This window comes from Planctomycetota bacterium, from assembly GCA_038746835.1.
Classification (GTDB): Bacteria; Planctomycetota; Phycisphaerae; order Tepidisphaerales; family Tepidisphaeraceae; genus JBCDKH01.
On record JBCDKH010000010.1, the window covers coordinates 22886 to 40014 of the forward strand.

Annotated in this window: 17 protein-coding genes, 1 tRNA gene and 1 pseudogene; 9 read left to right on the forward strand and 10 right to left on the reverse strand. The window is 65.7% G+C overall.

Annotated elements, in window-relative coordinates; all coding sequences use genetic code 11:
• The first annotated feature begins 488 nt into the window (after positions 1-488).
• Complete coding sequence (locus AAGI46_02375; protein ID MEM1011050.1) at positions 489-1307, forward strand: ROK family protein; 819 nt, start codon at positions 489-491, stop codon at positions 1305-1307.
• A 71-nt stretch (positions 1308-1378) separates the two neighbouring features.
• Positions 1379-2230, forward strand: a complete 852-nt coding sequence (locus AAGI46_02380; protein ID MEM1011051.1) for a hypothetical protein — start codon at positions 1379-1381, stop codon at positions 2228-2230.
• Between the two features lie 25 nt (positions 2231-2255).
• Here the strand turns inward: AAGI46_02380 and AAGI46_02385 are convergent, their stop codons facing one another.
• Complete coding sequence (locus AAGI46_02385) at positions 2256-3308, reverse strand: hypothetical protein (GenBank protein ID MEM1011052.1); 1053 nt, start codon at positions 3306-3308, stop codon at positions 2256-2258.
• Between the two features lie 73 nt (positions 3309-3381).
• Here AAGI46_02385 and AAGI46_02390 point away from each other — a divergent pair, with 73 nt between their 5' ends.
• The 7 genes from AAGI46_02390 (at position 3382) to cysN (ending at position 9166) form a co-directional block, all read left to right on the forward strand.
• Entirely contained in the window at positions 3382-4659 is a 1278-nt protein-coding gene (locus AAGI46_02390) for a SpoIID/LytB domain-containing protein (protein MEM1011053.1), read from the forward strand.
• 80 nt (positions 4660-4739) lie between these two features.
• Positions 4740-4813, forward strand: a tRNA-Asp gene (locus tag AAGI46_02395).
• 111 nt (positions 4814-4924) lie between these two features.
• The gene (locus tag AAGI46_02400; protein MEM1011054.1) at positions 4925-5170 is read left to right on the forward strand and encodes a DUF2061 domain-containing protein; all 246 of its coding nucleotides are present in this window, start codon (positions 4925-4927) and stop codon (positions 5168-5170) included.
• A 2-nt stretch (positions 5171-5172) separates the two neighbouring features.
• Positions 5173-5811: an adenylyl-sulfate kinase gene (gene cysC / locus AAGI46_02405; GenBank protein MEM1011055.1), complete on the forward strand. Its 639-nt coding sequence runs from the start codon at positions 5173-5175 to the stop codon at positions 5809-5811.
• 2 nt (positions 5812-5813) lie between these two features.
• A complete protein-coding gene (gene cysD / locus AAGI46_02410) occupies positions 5814-6752 on the forward strand; it encodes a sulfate adenylyltransferase subunit CysD (protein MEM1011056.1) in 939 nt (312 codons plus the stop codon).
• Positions 6753-6783: 31 nt separating this feature from the next.
• Complete coding sequence (locus AAGI46_02415; GenBank protein ID MEM1011057.1) at positions 6784-7167, forward strand: four helix bundle protein; 384 nt, start codon at positions 6784-6786, stop codon at positions 7165-7167.
• Between the two features lie 40 nt (positions 7168-7207).
• Positions 7208-9166, forward strand: a complete 1959-nt coding sequence (gene cysN, locus AAGI46_02420) for a sulfate adenylyltransferase subunit CysN (protein MEM1011058.1) — start codon at positions 7208-7210, stop codon at positions 9164-9166.
• Positions 9167-9237: 71 nt separating this feature from the next.
• Here cysN and AAGI46_02425 read toward each other — a convergent pair whose 3' ends face one another.
• The 9 genes and pseudogenes from AAGI46_02425 to AAGI46_02465 form a co-directional block, all read right to left on the reverse strand.
• Complete coding sequence (locus AAGI46_02425; protein ID MEM1011059.1) at positions 9238-9921, reverse strand: hypothetical protein; 684 nt, start codon at positions 9919-9921, stop codon at positions 9238-9240.
• Positions 9918-10832: an exosortase/archaeosortase family protein gene (locus AAGI46_02430; protein MEM1011060.1), complete on the reverse strand. Its 915-nt coding sequence runs from the start codon at positions 10830-10832 to the stop codon at positions 9918-9920. The genes AAGI46_02425 and AAGI46_02430 overlap by 4 nt, the downstream gene beginning before the upstream one ends.
• A 47-nt stretch (positions 10833-10879) precedes the next feature.
• Complete coding sequence (locus tag AAGI46_02435) at positions 10880-12034, reverse strand: glycosyltransferase (protein MEM1011061.1); 1155 nt, start codon at positions 12032-12034, stop codon at positions 10880-10882.
• A gap of 92 nt (positions 12035-12126) precedes the next feature.
• Entirely contained in the window at positions 12127-13386 is a 1260-nt protein-coding gene (locus AAGI46_02440) for a glycosyltransferase family 1 protein (protein MEM1011062.1), read from the reverse strand.
• Between the two features lies 1 nt (position 13387).
• A complete protein-coding gene (locus AAGI46_02445) occupies positions 13388-14548 on the reverse strand; it encodes a glycosyltransferase family 4 protein (GenBank protein MEM1011063.1) in 1161 nt (386 codons plus the stop codon).
• Positions 14549-14553: 5 nt separating this feature from the next.
• Positions 14554-14877, reverse strand: coding sequence for a DapH/DapD/GlmU-related protein (locus AAGI46_02450; protein ID MEM1011064.1), 324 nt, complete (start codon positions 14875-14877; stop codon positions 14554-14556).
• A 131-nt stretch (positions 14878-15008) separates the two neighbouring features.
• A pseudogene (locus AAGI46_02455) lies at positions 15009-15476 on the reverse strand (glycosyltransferase).
• Between the two features lie 87 nt (positions 15477-15563).
• The gene (locus AAGI46_02460; protein MEM1011065.1) at positions 15564-16301 is read right to left on the reverse strand and encodes a hypothetical protein; all 738 of its coding nucleotides are present in this window, start codon (positions 16299-16301) and stop codon (positions 15564-15566) included.
• Positions 16298-17101 (reverse strand): O-antigen ligase family protein, encoded by an 804-nt coding sequence (locus AAGI46_02465; protein ID MEM1011066.1) that lies wholly within the window; start codon positions 17099-17101, stop codon positions 16298-16300. Before AAGI46_02465 ends, AAGI46_02460 begins: the two co-directional genes overlap by 4 nt.
• Between the last annotated feature and the right edge of the window lie 28 nt (positions 17102-17129).

Genomic DNA, 17129 nt, shown 5'->3' on the forward strand with positions numbered 1-17129 from the left:
GGCTAGTGATGAGCGACACTTGAATGAGACTTCTAATACGGGTTTTGCCGTGAGCGTGCGCTTCCGTCATCCCGAGCGCAGCCGAGGGACCTCGTCTGGTGGAAGCTGAAGCGGTCCCTCGACTCGCTGCGCTCGCTCGGGATGACGGAAGCGCGTACTCAAGTCAGAATCCGTATAATCGCAAGGATCGCGACTGCGAACAGCGTCTTCGAGCTACCTGGTGAGCAATCCACCCCAGGTACACCCGCGCTCGACACGAGCCCCGAGTGTGAGCGAGGGGTTCTGCACGGTCGTCGGATACCCCTCGCTCACGCTCGGGGCTCGCACCAACCATTCGAGCGACTTTCTTTCGGCTCGAAGAAACCGAGGGGCTGCGATGGAGTGGTCAACATGATCGTTTACTTCCGTCCTGGTGGCTTTGGCGACGAGCCGACTCACCAGACATTGTGCAAGACCAAACGATCGCGAGGCACTGCTAACGTGAGCGTGTGATCGGCCTCGACATCGGCGGTTCGAGTGTGAAGGTTGCGGCGTGGGATGGTCGGGCGTGGACGCTCTCGAAGAGCGACTCGTATGCGTGGCCGGATGGCGAGACGCTGCGGCGCGCGGTGGCGTCGTGTCTGGGTGATCAGGACGGCCCCGTCGGGCTGAGTGTGCCGGGCGTGTTGAGTGACGACAGGGCCCGCGTGCTGCGGGCGGCGAATGTGCCGGGGTTGGTCGGCCTGCCGTTGCGTGAGCTGGTCGGTCGGCCGGTGGTGGTGACGACGGATCAGATCGCGGCGGCGGTGGACATTGCAGCGTCGCGAAAACTGCGTGGGCGGCTGCTGTCGATCGCCATCGGTTCCGGCGTCGGGGCGGCGGTGCTGGACGTGAGCGACGAGCACCCGCTGGGCGTGCCGCTGCGGGTCAACGGCGATTCGCCGGGGCATCTCGGGCAGATCGACGTGTCGCTGGACGACGATCCGCCGGTGGCTCCCGACGGCGGTGCGGGTGGCGTGGAGGCGTACCTCGGCGGCGTTGCGCTTGTCGATCGTGACGCGACGACGTTGTCTGCCGACGAGCCGGCGGTGCGGGCGTTGGTGCGACTGCTGCGGATCGCCCACGCGATTTACCGGCCGAACCACATCGTCCTTTCCGGCGGAATCGGCAGGCGACTGTCGCATCTGGCCGACGCGATCGTCGAGCGGACGAGCGATCGGCTGACCAACCTCGCCAGAGACGCCTGGACGCTGGGCTTCGGCGATGACGACCACCACGCCGCCCGCGGCGCGGCGAGATGGGCCTTGCAATCGCGCGGAATCGGTTAAGCTGCGAGTCCCTCCTTCCGCGGCCGACGTCCTGTCGCCACCCACCGCCTCGTCCTGACGCGGAGACCATCATGAAGCACTCACGAGACCTCGTGCGTTCCGGCCTGATCGCCCTTTCGATGTTTGCGATCGCTGCCACTGCCCATGCGGCTGAACTGAAGACGCTGACGACCTTTGATGTTCGCGACATTCTGGAGCCGATCCCTGAGCTTGTCGTGATTGGTTCAGACGCGGAATTGCCGGAGGAAATGCCAGAGCCGCAACCGATTGGCCCGTTGCTGCTCGATCTGCTGCAGGACGTCGTCGCCGACCCGGATGCGATCACGCTCGAAGGCAGTCAGGTCCGCGGCCTCTTGACCAAGTCGGAACGAACAGATCTGACACACGTTTTACAACAGGTACGAGCGACACGATTCCTGTGGCTTGGCGTGGAGTTGCAGGTCATGCAGGTGCCGTTTTCACTCGTCGATGGTCATGCAAAGAGCCAAGACCCAAACACACGGCCGACCATTCTCACCCGAGCTGATTTTGAGCGACTCAGCAATCAGCTCAACAACTCGAAACTCGTCCGACGCTTGTTCGTATCGCACGTGCCACTGCGAAATGGGCAAATGCTGAAATGCACCGAAACCCTGGCTCTACCAAACAAGGCGATTGCCGATGGAGCTGAGAATCAGTCGTCTCAGTTGTCGATCATGCTGACGCCGACGCTTTCGGCGGACCGTCGGTACGTCACATTCGCATTCGACGCCGAGCTCGAAGGTGTCGCCGCGGCCAAGAACAGGGAGCTACCAACGGCACTGCCGACAGCGATTTCGATGCCGGTCGGCGACTGGATGATGCTCCCGTTCGAGCCGAGGTCCGAGGATCAGGACTGGCGCTTGGTCGCCCTAGTCAAGCCGACGCACGTCAAGCGAGACTGAAGCCGACGGACCGTCGACGATCTGGTCATCGCAGTGTCGACAGCCGCGATTCTGCCGCCGTTCGGAGCTTTGCATCGTCGAGCTCGGCGACCTGTCGCAGGAAGGCACGGTCACTTCGAAGCCGCTCGGCCTCGGCCGGATGAAGGACGCGGGCGGAGTCGACGAGGCGTCGCATCTGGCCCTCGGCCTCGGCGGATCGCGTGGCGTTTGACGTTTGAAGTCGGCGGGCGAGTTCGGCGATCGCGGATGGGCCGAGGGTGGCGAGGCGGTCGGCGGCGCGTTGGCGGTCGGGCCAGGCGTCGGCGTCGAGGCCTTTGATCGCCTCATCGACGGCGGCCTTCGTCTTGCCGTCGATGGGCAGGTCCGTCAGCAGCACGTCCATCGCCGTCTCGCGAAGCTCCGCCTCGAGCACCTCGGCCAGGCCCAAACGCTCGAACAGCGGGGTCGCGAACTTGTCGAACGCCTCCCGGTGCTCGCGACGAAGTGCCGCGAGGCTCGAAGCTTCGTGTCGTTCGCGAACGCGCGTGCCGTCGTCGAGCCTCCCGGTCACGTAGAACCGCACGCCCGGCTCGTCGGGGAAGACCGTCGGCGACAGCTGGATCACCTCGACCGTCAGCATCCCGGCGGGCGATTCACGGTCGGAGGAGAGGTGCAACGTGTCGCCGGCGTCGGGCCCGACGGTCAGGCGGACGAACTCGATGATCGGCTGCCCGCCGTCCAGCACCGCCTGCTCCGATTCGGCAGCTTTTGGCAGAAAGAGCTGGAATCCCGCGAACGCGCCTTCGCGAGGACCCGGCAGACGCGTGTACCGCGCGATTCCCCCCGGCAAGACGACGACCGGCCACGACGACTCGGGCGGCTCGACGTACGCGAACCCGTCCAGCAGCTCCGCCTGCAGCGTCAGCGCGTTCGGCTCCTCGTCGTCGGACGTGGCTAGCTCGCTTTCGACGAGCATCTGCGCCTCGCCGATCTGCTCGACCAGCGTCGGCTCGTCCGGCCGGGTCGATGTCGTCGGCTGAGCGACCGCCACGCCGCACGCGACGAGCGACAATCCGAGGACGCGAGCGGCAGACACCATCGCCAAAGATATCGCCGCTGCCATCGCCTGATCTGGACGTGGGCGACACAATCGCGATGATGCGGGAGACGCCATGAACGGACGCACGGCTTCACTCATCGTTCTCATCCTCGCTCTGCCCTTCGCCCGCCTGCTGGTGGGCTGCAGCGACAAGGTTTCCGCCAACACGGCTGTGGTCTCGCCGGCGTCGTCGGCCGAGGTGCCGATGGTGCGCGTGCTGCTGCAGTCGGACGTGCCGACGGTGACCATCCGCGCCGGCGGGCCGCTGATCGCGTCCAGGCCCGACGGCACCGAAGACCAGGGCCCGGTCCGCCTCAAGCTGCCCGACGCCCCGATCGTCGTCACGCGCGAAGGGGCCGGCTGGCGCATCGGCGACCTTCGGCTGTCGGGCGACGTGCTGGTCCTCCAGCCGGAGCGAGACGAGCCGATCGGCGTGGGCGACGCGTCCAACGAAGGGCTCTACCGCGGCAACGTCCGTCTCGTCCCCCAGGCCGGCGGACGATTCGCGGTCGTCAACGACATCGACGTCGAACGCTACCTGATGGGGGTCTTGCCAAAGGAAATCCTGCCGGAGTGGAGCGAAGCCGCCCACCGCGCCCAAGCCGTCGTCGCCCGGACCTACGCGCTGTACGAGGTCAAGACGGCCGGCCAGCGACGCAGCTACTTCGACGTCTACGACGACACCAAGTCTCAGGTCTACGGCGGCGCTCTGGCCGAGACGCCCAAGGCCAGGCGTGCCGTGCGCGAGACGACGGGTCAGGTCGTCGCGCACGAGACACCCGTTGGGCTCCGCATTTTCAAGGCCTACTTCCACTCGACCAGCGGTGGCGTGACGCTGGGCGTCGACGACGCGTTCAACCAGCCGCCCGTCACCGCCCTGTCCGCCCAAACTCTCGGCGACGCAGGCCGACTCAGCGGGCGATTCGAGTGGGACCCGGTCCTCGTCTCTAAGGAAGAGCTCACGCGGCGCATGACCGCCTGGGGCAAGGCCAACGAGCACCCGATCCGCAGCATGCGTCGCCTGCACGAGCTGAACATCATCAGCCGCAACGCCCATGGCCGGCCGAACGCGTTCGAGGCGATCGACACCGTCGGTAATCGCTACGCCCTGTCCGCCGAAGAGGCCCGCTGGTCCGTCAACGCCGATCGCGGCGACGCCACGCCGATCTACAGCGGCTGGTTCACGCCGATCAACAACGAGAAGACGATCGTCTTTGCCGAGGGCCGCGGCTGGGGTCACGGCGTGGGCATGTGCCAGTGGAGTGCCGAGGGCTTCGCGAAAGAGGGCATGAACTATCGCCAGATCGTCGCCCGCAGCTATCCCGAGACGCGGCTCGTCCGGGCGTACTGACGCGGATCAATTGACCCGCCATCGCGCCCGCCTATCGTGCCTGCCCGGCCGCTCCGGCGACTGGACCAGCGACCCCGTATGGGGCGGTAGCTCAATTGGTCAGAGCCCCGGACTGTCGATCCGGAGGTTGCGGGTTCGAGCCCCGTCCGCCTCGCTGAGTGTCAGCCGAACAACGACGGCATTGCTTCGAACCTCGCCCCGCGGCGAGGTTCGCGTCTTTGTTGCGGCAACCAATCAACCGATAGACACATCGTGGAGACAAACGATGAGTGACATGGTCGCTGGTGATTCGAAGCGGCGTTCGCTGGCCAAGACGATTTCGTGGCGGGCGTTGGCGTCGATCACGACGGCGGTCATCGCGTTCACTGTGATGCGGATGGTCGACACGTCGACGGCGACCGGCGGAGCAAAGGCGGCGGGTGTGATCGGCGGGATCGAGGTGCCGAGCAAACTCCTACTCTACTACTTCCACGAGCGGGCCTGGACGCGGATCAGCTTCGGCCGCGCCTGACGATGTCGACCCACCAGAACAACCTCACCTTCCACGCGGGCGGCGTGACCGCGGCCGACCGCGCGGCGTGCGTCGGGGGCGGACAAGGGGCGACCGTCTGGCTTACCGGGCTTTCCGGCAGCGGCAAGAGCACCGTCGCCGTCGCCCTGGAAAAGGCACTGCTGGATCACGGCCGGGCGGCGTACCGGCTCGACGGCGACAACGTCCGCCTCGGCCTGAATGCCGGGCTCGGGTTCAGCGCCGAAGACCGGGCGGAGAACGTCCGCCGCGTCGGCGAGGTCGCCAAGCTGATGGCCGATGCGGGTCTGGTGGCGATCGCCTGCCTCGTCAGCCCGTACGCGGCCGATCGCGATCGCGTCCGGCAGTCGCACGACGCGTCGGATCTGGCCTTCCTGGAGGTCTTCGTCGACGCCCCGCTGGCCGTGGCAGAGTCGCGTGATCCAAAGGGGCTGTACAAGAAGGCTCGGGCGGGTGAGATTCCGAGTTTTACCGGCGTGAGCGATCCGTACGAACCACCCGCCTCGGCGGAGCTGGTCCTGAAGACCGACGAGATGACGCTCGACGAGGAAGTCGCCGCGATCCTCGGCCTGCTGAAGGCGCGCGGCGTGTTGCCCGAACCATCGATGGAGACGACTGGATGACCGTGACCGACTCTGAATCGACAACCACCCTCGGCGGCCGCCGGTTGACGCACCTGGACCAGCTCGAGGCCGAGGGCATCCAGATCATCCGCGAAGTCGTCGCCGAGTTCGAGCGGCCGGTGATGCTCTTCTCGATGGGGAAGGACAGCTGCGTCATGCTGCACCTGGCGCGGAAGGCCTTCGCGCCGGGCAAGCCGCCCTTCCCGCTGCTGCTCATCGACACGACGTGGAACTTCCAGTCCATGTACACCTTCCGCGATGAGCACATCGTCGGCGAGCTGGGCATGGAGTGCCTCGTCCACATCAACGAAGACGGCATCCAGCAAGGCATCAACCCCTTCGAGCACGGCAGCAAGCGGTTCACCGAAGTCATGAACCTCGGCTCGCTCCGGCAGGCACTCGACAAATACGACTTCGACGCAGCCTTCGGCGGCGGTCGACGCGACGAGGAGAAGAGCCGTGCCAAGGAACGCGTCTACAGCTTCCGCGACAAGAACCACCAGTGGGACCCCAAGAACCAGCGGCCAGAGCTGTGGAGCCTCTACAACGGCAACGTCAGCAAGGGCGAGCAGATTCGAGCGTTTCCGCTGAGCAACTGGACCGAACTGGACGTCTGGCAGTACATCCACCGCGAAAACATCCAGATCGTCCCCGCCTACTACGCCGAAGAGCGTGACGTGGTCGAGTTCGAGGGCAACCTGATTGCCGTCGACGACGACCGCATGCCGGCCGACCTCCGCAAGACGGCCCGCAAGGAGTGGGTCCGCTTCCGCACCCTCGGCGACTACCCCCTCAGCGGCGCCACCCCCAGCCGCGCCGACAACCTGCCGCAAATCATCCAGGAGATGCTGCTCGCGACGCGCTCCGAGCGTGAGGGCCGCGCGGTGGACAAGGACCCGGGTGCTTCGATGGAGGAGAAGAAGCAGCAGGGGTATTACTAGGGACTAGGGAGTAGGCGCTAGCGACTAGGGAATGGCATCGGACTCCGCTGGTTATCGTGAATTGATTGTTTGGCAGCGAGCGATGTCGCTGTGTGAGGCTGTGTACGCCTTTACTCGCGGGATGACGGAGTCAGAGCGCTACGGGCTGTCCTCGCAGATGCAGCGGGCGGCGGTATCTGTGCCGTCCAACATCGCCGAGGGGTACGGACGCGGTCCGGGCAAGGACTACGCCAAACATCTTCGCTACGCGCGAGGATCGCTCGCAGAGCTTGAGACTCAGGTCGAGCTTGCGGTGCGCTGCGAGCTTGCAACCCGAAACGAAGCAAAACCGGTTTGGTCGCTCGCGCAAGAAACCGGCAAACTGCTAACCCGCCTGATCCAATCCCAAACCCGCCAAACGCCACCACAGGCCTAGCCCTAGTCCCTAACTCCTAGTCCCTAGCGCCTACCCCGCCATGTCCGCCGAACAAGCCCTCATCGCCTCCGACATCCACGCCTACCTCAAGCGCCATGAGGAAAAGGAGCTACTGCGCTTCATCACCTGCGGCAGCGTTGATGACGGCAAGAGCACGCTCATCGGCAGGCTGTTGTTCGACTCGAAGATGGTCTACGAAGACCAACTCGCCGCGCTGAAGGTGGACAGCAAGCGGTTCGGAACGACCGGCGGCGAGTTCGATCCGGCGCTGCTGACCGATGGCCTGCGGGCGGAGCGGGAGCAGGGCATCACGATCGACGTCGCGTATCGCTACTTCTCGACGGACCGACGCAAGTTCATCATCGCCGACACGCCGGGGCATGAGCAGTACACCCGCAACATGGCCACCGGGGCCAGCACCGCGAACCTGGCGATTCTGCTCGTTGACGCCAGCAAGGGCATGCAGGTCCAGACGCGGCGTCACGCGTTCATCGTCAGCCTGCTCGGCATCAAGCACGTCGTCGTGGCCGTCAACAAGATGGACCTCGTCGATTACGAGCAGCGTGTTTTCGAGGAGATTCGACGCGATTTCACGGATTTCTCGGCTCGGCTGAGTATCCCGGACATCGAGTTCATCCCGATGAGCGCGCTGGCCGGCGAGGGCGTGACCAAACGACCCGAGGCGATGCCGTGGTACGAGGGTCGGCCGCTGCTCGATCATCTGGAGACGGTCCACATCGCCAGCGACCGCAACCTCGTCGACCTGCGTCTGCCCGTTCAGTACGTCAGCCGGCCGGACCGCACGTTCCGCGGCTACTGCGGCACCGTTGCCAGCGGCGTCGTCCGCCCGGGCGAGGAAATCGTCGCCCTGCCGAGCGGCCAGCGCAGCCGTGTGAAGCAGGTGCTTCGACCGGGAGCCGTCGAGTTGGAGGAGGCCTTCCCGCCGATGAGTGTGACGGTCACGCTCGAAGACGAGATCGACGTCAGCCGCGGCGACCTCATCGCGCCGGTCAACAACGTGCCGCACGTCGGCAACCGGTTCGAGGCGATGCTCGTCTGGATGCACCCCGACGCCATGACGCCCGGCCGGCAGTACATCCTCAAACACTGCACACGGCAGGTGCAGGCGCGCGTGAGCGACCTGCGCTACCGCGTCGATGTCAACACGCTTCGCCAGCACGACGCCGACGAGCTCGCCCTGAACGAGATCGGCCGAGTCGAGGTGACGTGTGCCCGGCCTGTCGCTTTCGACCCGTACGACCGCAACCGCACGACGGGCGCGTTCATCCTGATCGACGCGATCACGCTCAACACGGTCGGCGCCGGCACGATCCTCGATCGTGCCACCGCCGACGATCGCGGCGGCCGCGCCACGACCGACGCCGACCAACCCGAGTCCGCCCCGCCGCCACCATCACGCAGCTTGGTTTCCGCCGACGAACGGGCCGAGCGGCTTGGCCATCGTCCGCTGTGCGTCTGGCTCACCGGCCTGACCGGCAGCGGCAAGACGACCGTCGCGCTCGGCGTGGAGCGCGCCCTGTTCGACGCCGGCCTTGTCGGACGTGTCCTCGACGGCGGCGACCTGCGTCGATCGCTCGACGCCGACCTCGAGTTCACCGGACGAGATCGTCGCGAGCACTCGCGCCGCGTTGCCCAGCTCGCCGCCGCGATGGCCGAGGCCGGGCTGTTCAGCGTGTGCAGCCTCATCAGTCCGTTCGCCGACGACCGCACTCGCGCCCGCAAGACGCTGGAGCGACTCGTTCCCGACGGCGGATTCGTGCTCGTCCACCTCGATGCCCCGGCCGACGTCTGCCGACGCCGCGCGCCCGAAGCCTGGGCCACCGCCGACGCGGGCAACGTCGACGGCTTCACCGGCGTCACCGCGCCCTACGAGCCGCCGGCCGACGCCGACCTGACTCTCCGCACCGACGAACTCGCGGCCGAGGCATGTGTGGCCAAGATCGTCGACCTGCTTCGCTCGCGCGGTCTGGTCGGGTAGCGCGATCACGCCAGCGGCCCCGACAATTGCCGGGGCCGCGTCATGTCGAGGGATTGTGCGTTCGCTCGGAGTTACCCGGCGTTGCCGTCCAAAATGGCTTCGAGCGCCGGCTTCATGCCACGGATGACGTCGCCGAACGCCGCGTCCCGCTCGGCTTCGTCCATGCCACCGTAGAAGAGCACCTGGACCTGCCCGCCGCCCCAGTCGCGGCCGGAGCCTTTGCGGGCAAACGACCGCAGCTGGTCCATGTCCTGGCTCGTCTCGCCGTCGGCCTGGAGCATGAAGTTGTGGATGTGGACGACCTGCTCCTCGCTCGCGCCGGGAGGACGCATTCGATAGATCGTGCCGCGGATGTCCAGCCCGTCGACCGTCCACTCGGCCGGCTCGTCACCGATGATGTCCCAGCCCTGGCCGGGGTAGCACGCGGGCGGGTAATGATTCAGCAGGTTCGCGATGTCGGTCGTCTGCACGAGCAGCATGCCCACCGCGCGACCCTGGCCGATCGATTCGTAGCTCCGCGAAATCAGAACGTTCGGCCGGAGCATGTCCTCCGCCCGCGTCGGCACAGGCACGTCTTTGCCGAAGAGTCCGCCCGGCAGAATGTGCGGAATCTCCTCCGCCGCCAGCCGACAGTTCGCGAAGTAGGCCGTGACTTCGGCGCTGACGTCGTCTTCCGTCCAACGCAGGTACCCGCCCCAGCCCAACAGGCCGGCGGTTGCGATGATCGCGAGCCAATGCACGAACGGAAGCTTCACGACGCCGCCTCCGCCGACTGGCTGACGATCGTGTTCGATCGGTTGATCGGAATGCCGACGAACTCCATGAGTGCCGTCATCCCCGTGAGCAGCATGTAGCCGACGAACAGCACGGCCCACCCCGCGAGGTCATGGAACGTGTCGGCCGCCTCGGTGCTGTAGCTGCCGTAGACCCACACAGTCGGCACGAGGCGAATGACATTGCACAGCAGCGCCAGCAGCGGACTCGTCAGCAGCACTAGCGCGCGCACCCACCACTTGAACGGCGACGCGAACGCGAACGCCACCGCGACGAGCGTCAACGCCCAGATGCCGCGAATGCCGGCGCACGCCTCTTCGACCGTCGTCTCGACTCCGTTGATCGTCAGCAGATTGCCCGTCCGCTCGACCGGCACGGACAGCGTCGTCAGCACGCCTTCGGTCGCGACGGCCGCGATATCCATCAGCGGCGAGGCCATCTCGTTCACCACGTTCGGCGGCAACGGCGTCAGGAAGCCGAGCACCAGAAATGCTGGGAAAAACTTCGTCAATGCCTCGCGTCCCGCGATCGTCAGGACCGCCCCCGAAATCATCGCGACCGCCCCAAGGTGGTACGCCAGGAACATCGTCCGCTGGCTGCCGAAGAAAAAGACCGCGATGCCAAGGAACATCAGCACGCTGCCCACCCACGGCGACCGGACCACGAGATCGCCGAACCGCTCGCGCCGCACGAAGACCAGCCACGCCGCGATCAACGGCACGAGCGTCAGGTGGCTCGACTCCGAGTCCTGCGTCGCCCGCTGAAACAGCAACGCCCACGCGTCCCACGTCACAGCGAACGCACCGGCGAGAAGCACCGCCATCAACACGAACCGCGTCGGCCAAGCGGCCGAAGCATGATTGTGGTCGGGATGAATCGCGACGGTCGTCATGAGATCATCGGTGGCATCAACTTTATCGATCTAAGAAGGCACTCGGTTCACCGGCCGACGACGTCGCGGATGAGCTTCACGCACTCGGCGGAGGTCTGCGCGATGTGGAAGTGTGATAACGCCCGCTCCCGCCCGGCGATTGCCATCGCCATTCGCTCGCTCTCATCATTGAGGAGTCGCAGCATCGCCGCCGCCATCGCACTCGCGTCCCCCGGCGGCACGAGCAGGCCAGTTTCGCCGTCCCGGACCGTTTCCCGAACGCCACCAGCATCAGTCGCGACGACCGCCCGCTGTGCCGCCATCGCCTCGACGACGACCTGCCCGAATGGCTCGGGCGTCGTGCTGGCGTGGACAACGAGGTTCAGCTTGGCCAAGGCCGCGAAGATGTCGTCTTCGAAGCCGGCGAACTCGACGCTGCCCGCCAGGTCCGGCTGGGCAGCGCGGAAGATGAGTTCCCGCTCGTACGCATCCTCGCCGAAGAGCGCCGACCCGATCAGGCAAAACCTCGCATCCGGCCACTGCGCTCGAACCTTGGCCGCGGCGTCAAGAAACACGTGCTGCCCCTTCCACGGCGCGAGTCGACCGACGATTCCGATGACCGGCGGCCCGTCCAACTCCGGCACAACGTCCGCAGGCGGCACGACGCCGCTGTAGACGACGCGCTGCAGCTTCGACGCCGGCAATCGCAGCGTCTCGCGCGTGTGCTCACTGTTCGCCGCAACACCAGCCGGCAACAACCGACACAGCCGGCGAAAGACCGGCACCACTTTCGCCGGCAGATAATCCGGCATCACGCGATCTCGCACGTGCCACACGCACGGCGTTCTCGCCAGTCTCGCCGCGAAGCCGCCGAGGATGTCCGCCTTGAGCGAGTTGCAATAGACGAGGTCGACGTCTGCCTCTCGGATGAACCTCGCCAGCCGCTGCACGAAGCCGACGGCCCCAGGCAGCTTCATCAGCGAGCCAAGCCCAACGCCGTCCTTCTTCGCCGTCCGCAGTCGATCGCCCAGCGGCAAGACCGCAACGTCCACACCGCGATTCCGCACCTCCCGGAGCCGCCCGACCATCGGCCCATCCTCGAACACCATCACCCGCGGCTCGATGTCGATGCCACGGACCAGTTCGCCAAGCAGGTTGATCAGCGCAACCTCCCCACCGCCGAGACGGGCGGTGTGATCGATGAACTGGACACGGATGCTCAAGGGATCGGGTCGTCTCTCGTGGTACGACGTTCACGTCGTGTCGGGCGTCCGCCGGGAATGGAGCACCGTGTGAGCATCGTGCGACGCGGAGGTCAGAACCCCACGCCCGCCTTGTCCGCTTCACGAGCGACGGCCTCGTAAACATCAAGCGTCTTGCGTGCGCACGCCTCCCAAGTGAACGTCTTCGCCCGCTCAAGTCCCGCCTCGCGACGCAGCGTACGCTCCTCGGGATCGTCCAACACCCGCCGCACCGCGTCCGCGAGCGCCGCATCATCCTTCGGATCGACCTGCACACCGGCATCACCCGCCACTTCCGGCAGACTCGCTGCATTGCTCGTGACTACCGGCGTCCCGCACGCCATCGCCTCCAACGGCGGCCAGCCAAACCCCTCGAACGTGCTCGGAAACACGAACACATCTGATGCCCTGTAGCACGCCGCCAACCCGTCATCGCTAGGCACCCGACCCGCATCCACAACGCGATCAGTCACTCCCAGCTCCCGCGCCAAGTCGGCCTCATCGTCGAATAACGGCCCGCCGACCCGAAACAGGGCCACGTCCTTCGGCAACTTCGCGAGCATCCGTAGCACCGCCGGCGAATTCTTGTACCGGTTCCGCGTGCAGACATGCAGGACGACCTTCTTCCTCGGGTCGATGCCATACCTCGCCAGCACGCGTTCGCGTTCACCGTCCGGCCCTTCATGCGTGAATGAGTCCGGCCCCAGCTCGACGCCGTGCGGCACGACGACAACCCGCTGCGGCTTGATGTCGAGGAACCGCAACGCCTGCCGCTTCGTCGCCTCACTCGGCACGATGATGCGGGCACACCGCTCGATCCGCCGCAGCTTTCGCCCGAAGGTCAGCTTCACCAGCCGCCCACGGTCGAAGTCGAGCTCGCCGAGGGCCGAGAGCATTGGGATGACGTCGTGCAGCGTCACGACCGACCGTCGCGGCTCACACGCCCCGAGCAGGTTCGCGTGCGAGTGATCGATAACGTGCGTCACATCATGTTCTTTCTCCAATCGCAGCCGACGAATCGTCCGCGGATACCGCACCAGCCGCCCCCATCTTGATGCGTTCGCCTCCCCCGCGACACGCCTCCCGAATGCCGGCGGCCTGACCTCGGGTGACCCCAACTCGAAGCCCCCGACACCCTTGATCGCCAACGCCAGGGACGTCGCATACCGCACGCTGCTCCGCGACGGGAAGCCGGCGAGGTTCTGGAGCATCAGGACGCGTCGCATTCGCTCACAGACCGGTTGTCGATCACTCCGTGGCCGAACTTCAGTTCGTGTTCTGTTGAAGCGGCCCGACTCACCCCACGAGCTGAAGCTCGTGCCACGACAGACCATGTCATTGTGCTCGCTTCTTCCGCTCGGCGGCTTCGAGGTAGACCTCCTCGTAGGCCGCTCCGGCCGTCGCCCACGTCCGCCCGGCCGCGACCTCGCGGCCGTGGCGGGACAGCTCCTCCCGCATCGCCAGATCGCGTGCGAGATGTTCCAGCCAACTCGCAAGTCTCTCGTCGTCGGCGGGATCGTCAAGCACCAGCCCGCCCGCCTTGGCGACGAGGGACGCCGCCCCGACCGTCCGCGCCGTCGCCGTTGGCAGCCCGGCCGCCATTGCCTCGACGATGACGAGCGCGAACGGGTCGTAGTGCGAGCAGAAGACGAAGGCGTCCGCCCCGGCGTACAGCTCGCGCAAGTCGCCGCGATGTCCCAGAAACGCCACCCGATTGCCCAGACCCGACCGCTCGACCTCCGCCGGATACGGCCCACCTTCGTGCGAGCCGGCGACCGCCAGCCGGAACCGCTCGGGCAGCCGGGCGAGTGCCCGCAGGTTGACATCGAGGTTCTTGCGTCGCCCCTTCACTTCGCCGGCGAACAGGATGACGAAGTCGTCGTCGCTCCACCGCGTCAGCCCGAGCAGCTGACGCCTTGCCTCGGCCCGGTCGACGCGCGGCGGCGGGTCACTCGCGTTCGGGAGGACGACGATCTTCGCCGGGTCGACGCCGATGTCGTTGACGAGCTGATTGCGAACCAGATCGGATACGGCCACGACGGTTCCCGCATCGTGATACGCCCGCCGCTCACGCCGGACGTTCGCCCGCGTCCAGAGCGACTGGTAGAGCCCGCGAGCGCCGCCGATCGCGTGCCGCGGATGGTGCGGACTTCGCAGCCACGGGCCGTGGGCAAAGTGGCATGCGTTCACGTCGGCTTTCACGCCCGGTGCCTGCGCGCCGTTGAGATGAAGTAAGTCGTAGCTGCCACGCAGCGATGTGACTACCCGCTCGACCTGCTGTGAAAAGACGAGGCTCCGCGCCGCCGCTGTCGGAAGTGGGGGCGGACGCGTCGGCAGCCACGTCACGTTCGGATCCGCCGCAAATGCCTCCGGCACCGCATCGCCAACGAGCGTCACCTCATGCCCCCGCCCGACCAGGTGTTGCGCGACCCGCAGATTCACCCGTCCCTGTCCGTCGGTCTCCGAGAAGACGTGGTTGACGATCAGGACCCGCATCTGCTTCAAGAGCCTGCAGCACGTTTGGGTTTGCAGACAGCCGGCACACCGACCGCCAAGTGATCTGCTGGAACGTCACGAGTGACGACGGCCCCCGCGGCGACCATCGAACGACGACCGATCGTCAGGCCCGTGTCGACGCGTGGAATGATCAGACAGCCGGCTCCCAGCGTGGCACCATCCTCGATCACGACCCGGTGCGGCGAACCAAGCCACGTCTCGCCGGCGATCGTGACATTGTGAAAGATCGTCACATCGCGGCCGATGGTGACGTTCGGGTGAATAACCGTTCCGAGGCCCCAGTGTCGCAATTCGACAAATCCGGTCACCTCTGCTTCTGCGGGAAGGAGGCACTTAAATACGAAGAAGTTAATAAACTTCACAAACCTTGCGGTCCGGCGGAGGCCCCGAGCATGAAGCCGACGCGACCACGACCAGAGTCGCTCAGGGCCGAGCTTGCTCAATCAGAGCCCCTTAGCAGCGACTCGATCTTGCCCGCAATTTTGTCCGCGTCGAAAGTCACTTCCGCATGCCGCCGCGTGACCGCCGTGTCGCACAGCGTGCCGGCTTTCTTCCGCTCGGATGCGTCGATAAAGGCGTTGCGCAGGTCATCGACCGTGTTGCTTCGCAGTTGGCGTGACATCGGGCAGAGGTAGTCGCCGGTCCCATTGGTCGCCCCGACGATCGTCGGCGTCCCGCAGGCCATCGCTTCGGCGACGCTCATGCCGAAATCCTCTTCGTCGGATGGCTGGCAGAGCACGTCGGCCCCTTGCAGGAAGCCGACGACGTCCGTCCGCGGCACCCGCTTGAGGTAGGTCAGTCGCTCCTGATGTGGGTAGGCCTCAAGAAGCGATCGCAAGCCAGGAGCAAAGCCGAAGTTCCCGACGATCGTGAGTTCTACTTGCGTCCCACGTCGCTCGCACTCAGCCGCGGCATCGAGCTGGAGTTAATGTCGCTTCCGTGGGACGATTCGCCCCTGCCTGAGTACCCGCAGCGACCCCGTGGGGTATGGCGCTTATTGACGAACCTTGAAAGCCGAGAAATCGAGCGGATAAGGCTGCGCGACGATCGACTCGGACGGCAGACCGGTGTCCGCGATGAGTCGCTGGCGCGAAAAGGAGCTTCCGCAAACGAGTGCATCGCAGGCCGAGTAGTCGGGACTTCCCACGGCCATGCGGTACTTGCCGTACAGCTGAAGCAGCATCAGTCGCCACGACTTCTCGGAACGGCGGAGCAGATCGTGGCGGTCGCGAATGGAACGCACGTCCGTCCCCGCGCCGCCCTGAACCCAGCTGACCGTTCGCACGTTCCCCACTCGACCGAATGCTGGCGTCCCAAGGAACAGCACCGCGTCGTAATCGTCGGCCGCGTGATCCGCCCGCATCTTCCGCATCACGACGCGTGCGAAGACCCGGTGCTGCAGCAGCGAGACCGGCGTCGCAAACTGCTGCCCGACTACCCTGGTTGCGACACGTTTGATCCGTTCGGCGACCGAATCTTCTGCCCGCCGATAGCGGAGCGTGTCGTGTCGCTCGAGGAGGTCGGAAGGATAGACAAACGAAGGCTTCGAGAAGAAGTCAATCCGATGCCCGCGGGCAAGGAGCGAGTCGAGCAGACGATGCCCCGCGGCCGCGATGCTCCCGCTGCCGGCGTCGACGTACCCGTTGCATGCGATGCGAAGCTGCCGGAGATCTCGTTGCGACGCTGCGGCCTGTGGCGACGCCGATTCTTTCGCCGTCCCTAGGGCTGTCACGGGCGAACCAGTCGATGTTGGTAGGCGGGAACGGGTGGGCGAATGGCCAAAGCACACGCCGTCACGAGGTACAACCAAATCGCATTATCCGATTTGAAGAAGTTGGCAACGGCCAAGGCCATGAAGTGGCCGATTGCCAGCGCGATCGTCGCACGCAGGAGCAATCGATCGACAGGCGTTGCGGGCCGAACACGCTTCAAAGCCTTTCCGGCTTGGAAAAGACCGAGTCCGAAAAGTAGTGCACCGGGCAAGCCAAGTGCGAAAGGAATCTGAAGAAAACCGTTGTCGAACGCGGCCACCTCGAGGTCGCCGCCGGTAAGCCGGCCGGTTGCTGCGCCCGTTGAGCCGAGCCCGTAGCCCTGAGGTTTCTGCAGGATCTCACCGAGTGCATATCCAGAGAATTCGACGCGCCCCCTGAAGCTTCCGTCATTCTGCACATCGCCGAGCGAGCTCATCCGGTCGACCATCTTTTCGCCCTGCGGGATGAGCGGCAAGGCCACGAGCATCGCGATGACGAGGACCGCCATCGACACAATGAGCCGAAACTTCTCCCCCGGCCGAGCGAGGATCGCGAAAGCAACGAGGCAGAGCGCTGCTGTCAGCCACGCCGAACGTACCATCGATGCCAGCGAGCACACCGCAAGAAAACCTGCGAGCGGCCAGAGCACAGGCGGACGCAGTGGGCGGAACATCAGCAAGAGTGCAAGAACGACCGCGCACGTTTGTCCCATCGCACCCGGCGCACCAAAGGGTCCAAAGAACCGGGATTTGAAGGGCTCAGGCTGTCCGATCGAACCCATTCCGGAGTTGACGATCCAGTAGGAAGAC

Coding starts and splice junctions, on each gene's coding strand:
- AAGI46_02430 (MEM1011060.1), bottom strand. CDS start 10,832: ATGACGACCGTCGCGATTCATCCCGACCACAATCATGCTTCGGCCGCT.
- AAGI46_02415 (MEM1011057.1), top strand. CDS start 6,784: ATGGCATCGGACTCCGCTGGTTATCGTGAATTGATTGTTTGGCAGCGA.
- AAGI46_02445 (MEM1011063.1), bottom strand. CDS start 14,548: ATGCGGGTCCTGATCGTCAACCACGTCTTCTCGGAGACCGACGGACAG.
- AAGI46_02465 (MEM1011066.1), bottom strand. CDS start 17,101: ATGGGTTCGATCGGACAGCCTGAGCCCTTCAAATCCCGGTTCTTTGGA.
- cysC (MEM1011055.1), top strand. CDS start 5,173: ATGTCGACCCACCAGAACAACCTCACCTTCCACGCGGGCGGCGTGACC.
- AAGI46_02400 (MEM1011054.1), top strand. CDS start 4,925: ATGAGTGACATGGTCGCTGGTGATTCGAAGCGGCGTTCGCTGGCCAAG.
- cysN (MEM1011058.1), top strand. CDS start 7,208: ATGTCCGCCGAACAAGCCCTCATCGCCTCCGACATCCACGCCTACCTC.
- AAGI46_02385 (MEM1011052.1), bottom strand. CDS start 3,308: ATGGTGTCTGCCGCTCGCGTCCTCGGATTGTCGCTCGTCGCGTGCGGC.
- AAGI46_02440 (MEM1011062.1), bottom strand. CDS start 13,386: ATGGTCTGTCGTGGCACGAGCTTCAGCTCGTGGGGTGAGTCGGGCCGC.
- AAGI46_02390 (MEM1011053.1), top strand. CDS start 3,382: ATGAACGGACGCACGGCTTCACTCATCGTTCTCATCCTCGCTCTGCCC.
- AAGI46_02380 (MEM1011051.1), top strand. CDS start 1,379: ATGAAGCACTCACGAGACCTCGTGCGTTCCGGCCTGATCGCCCTTTCG.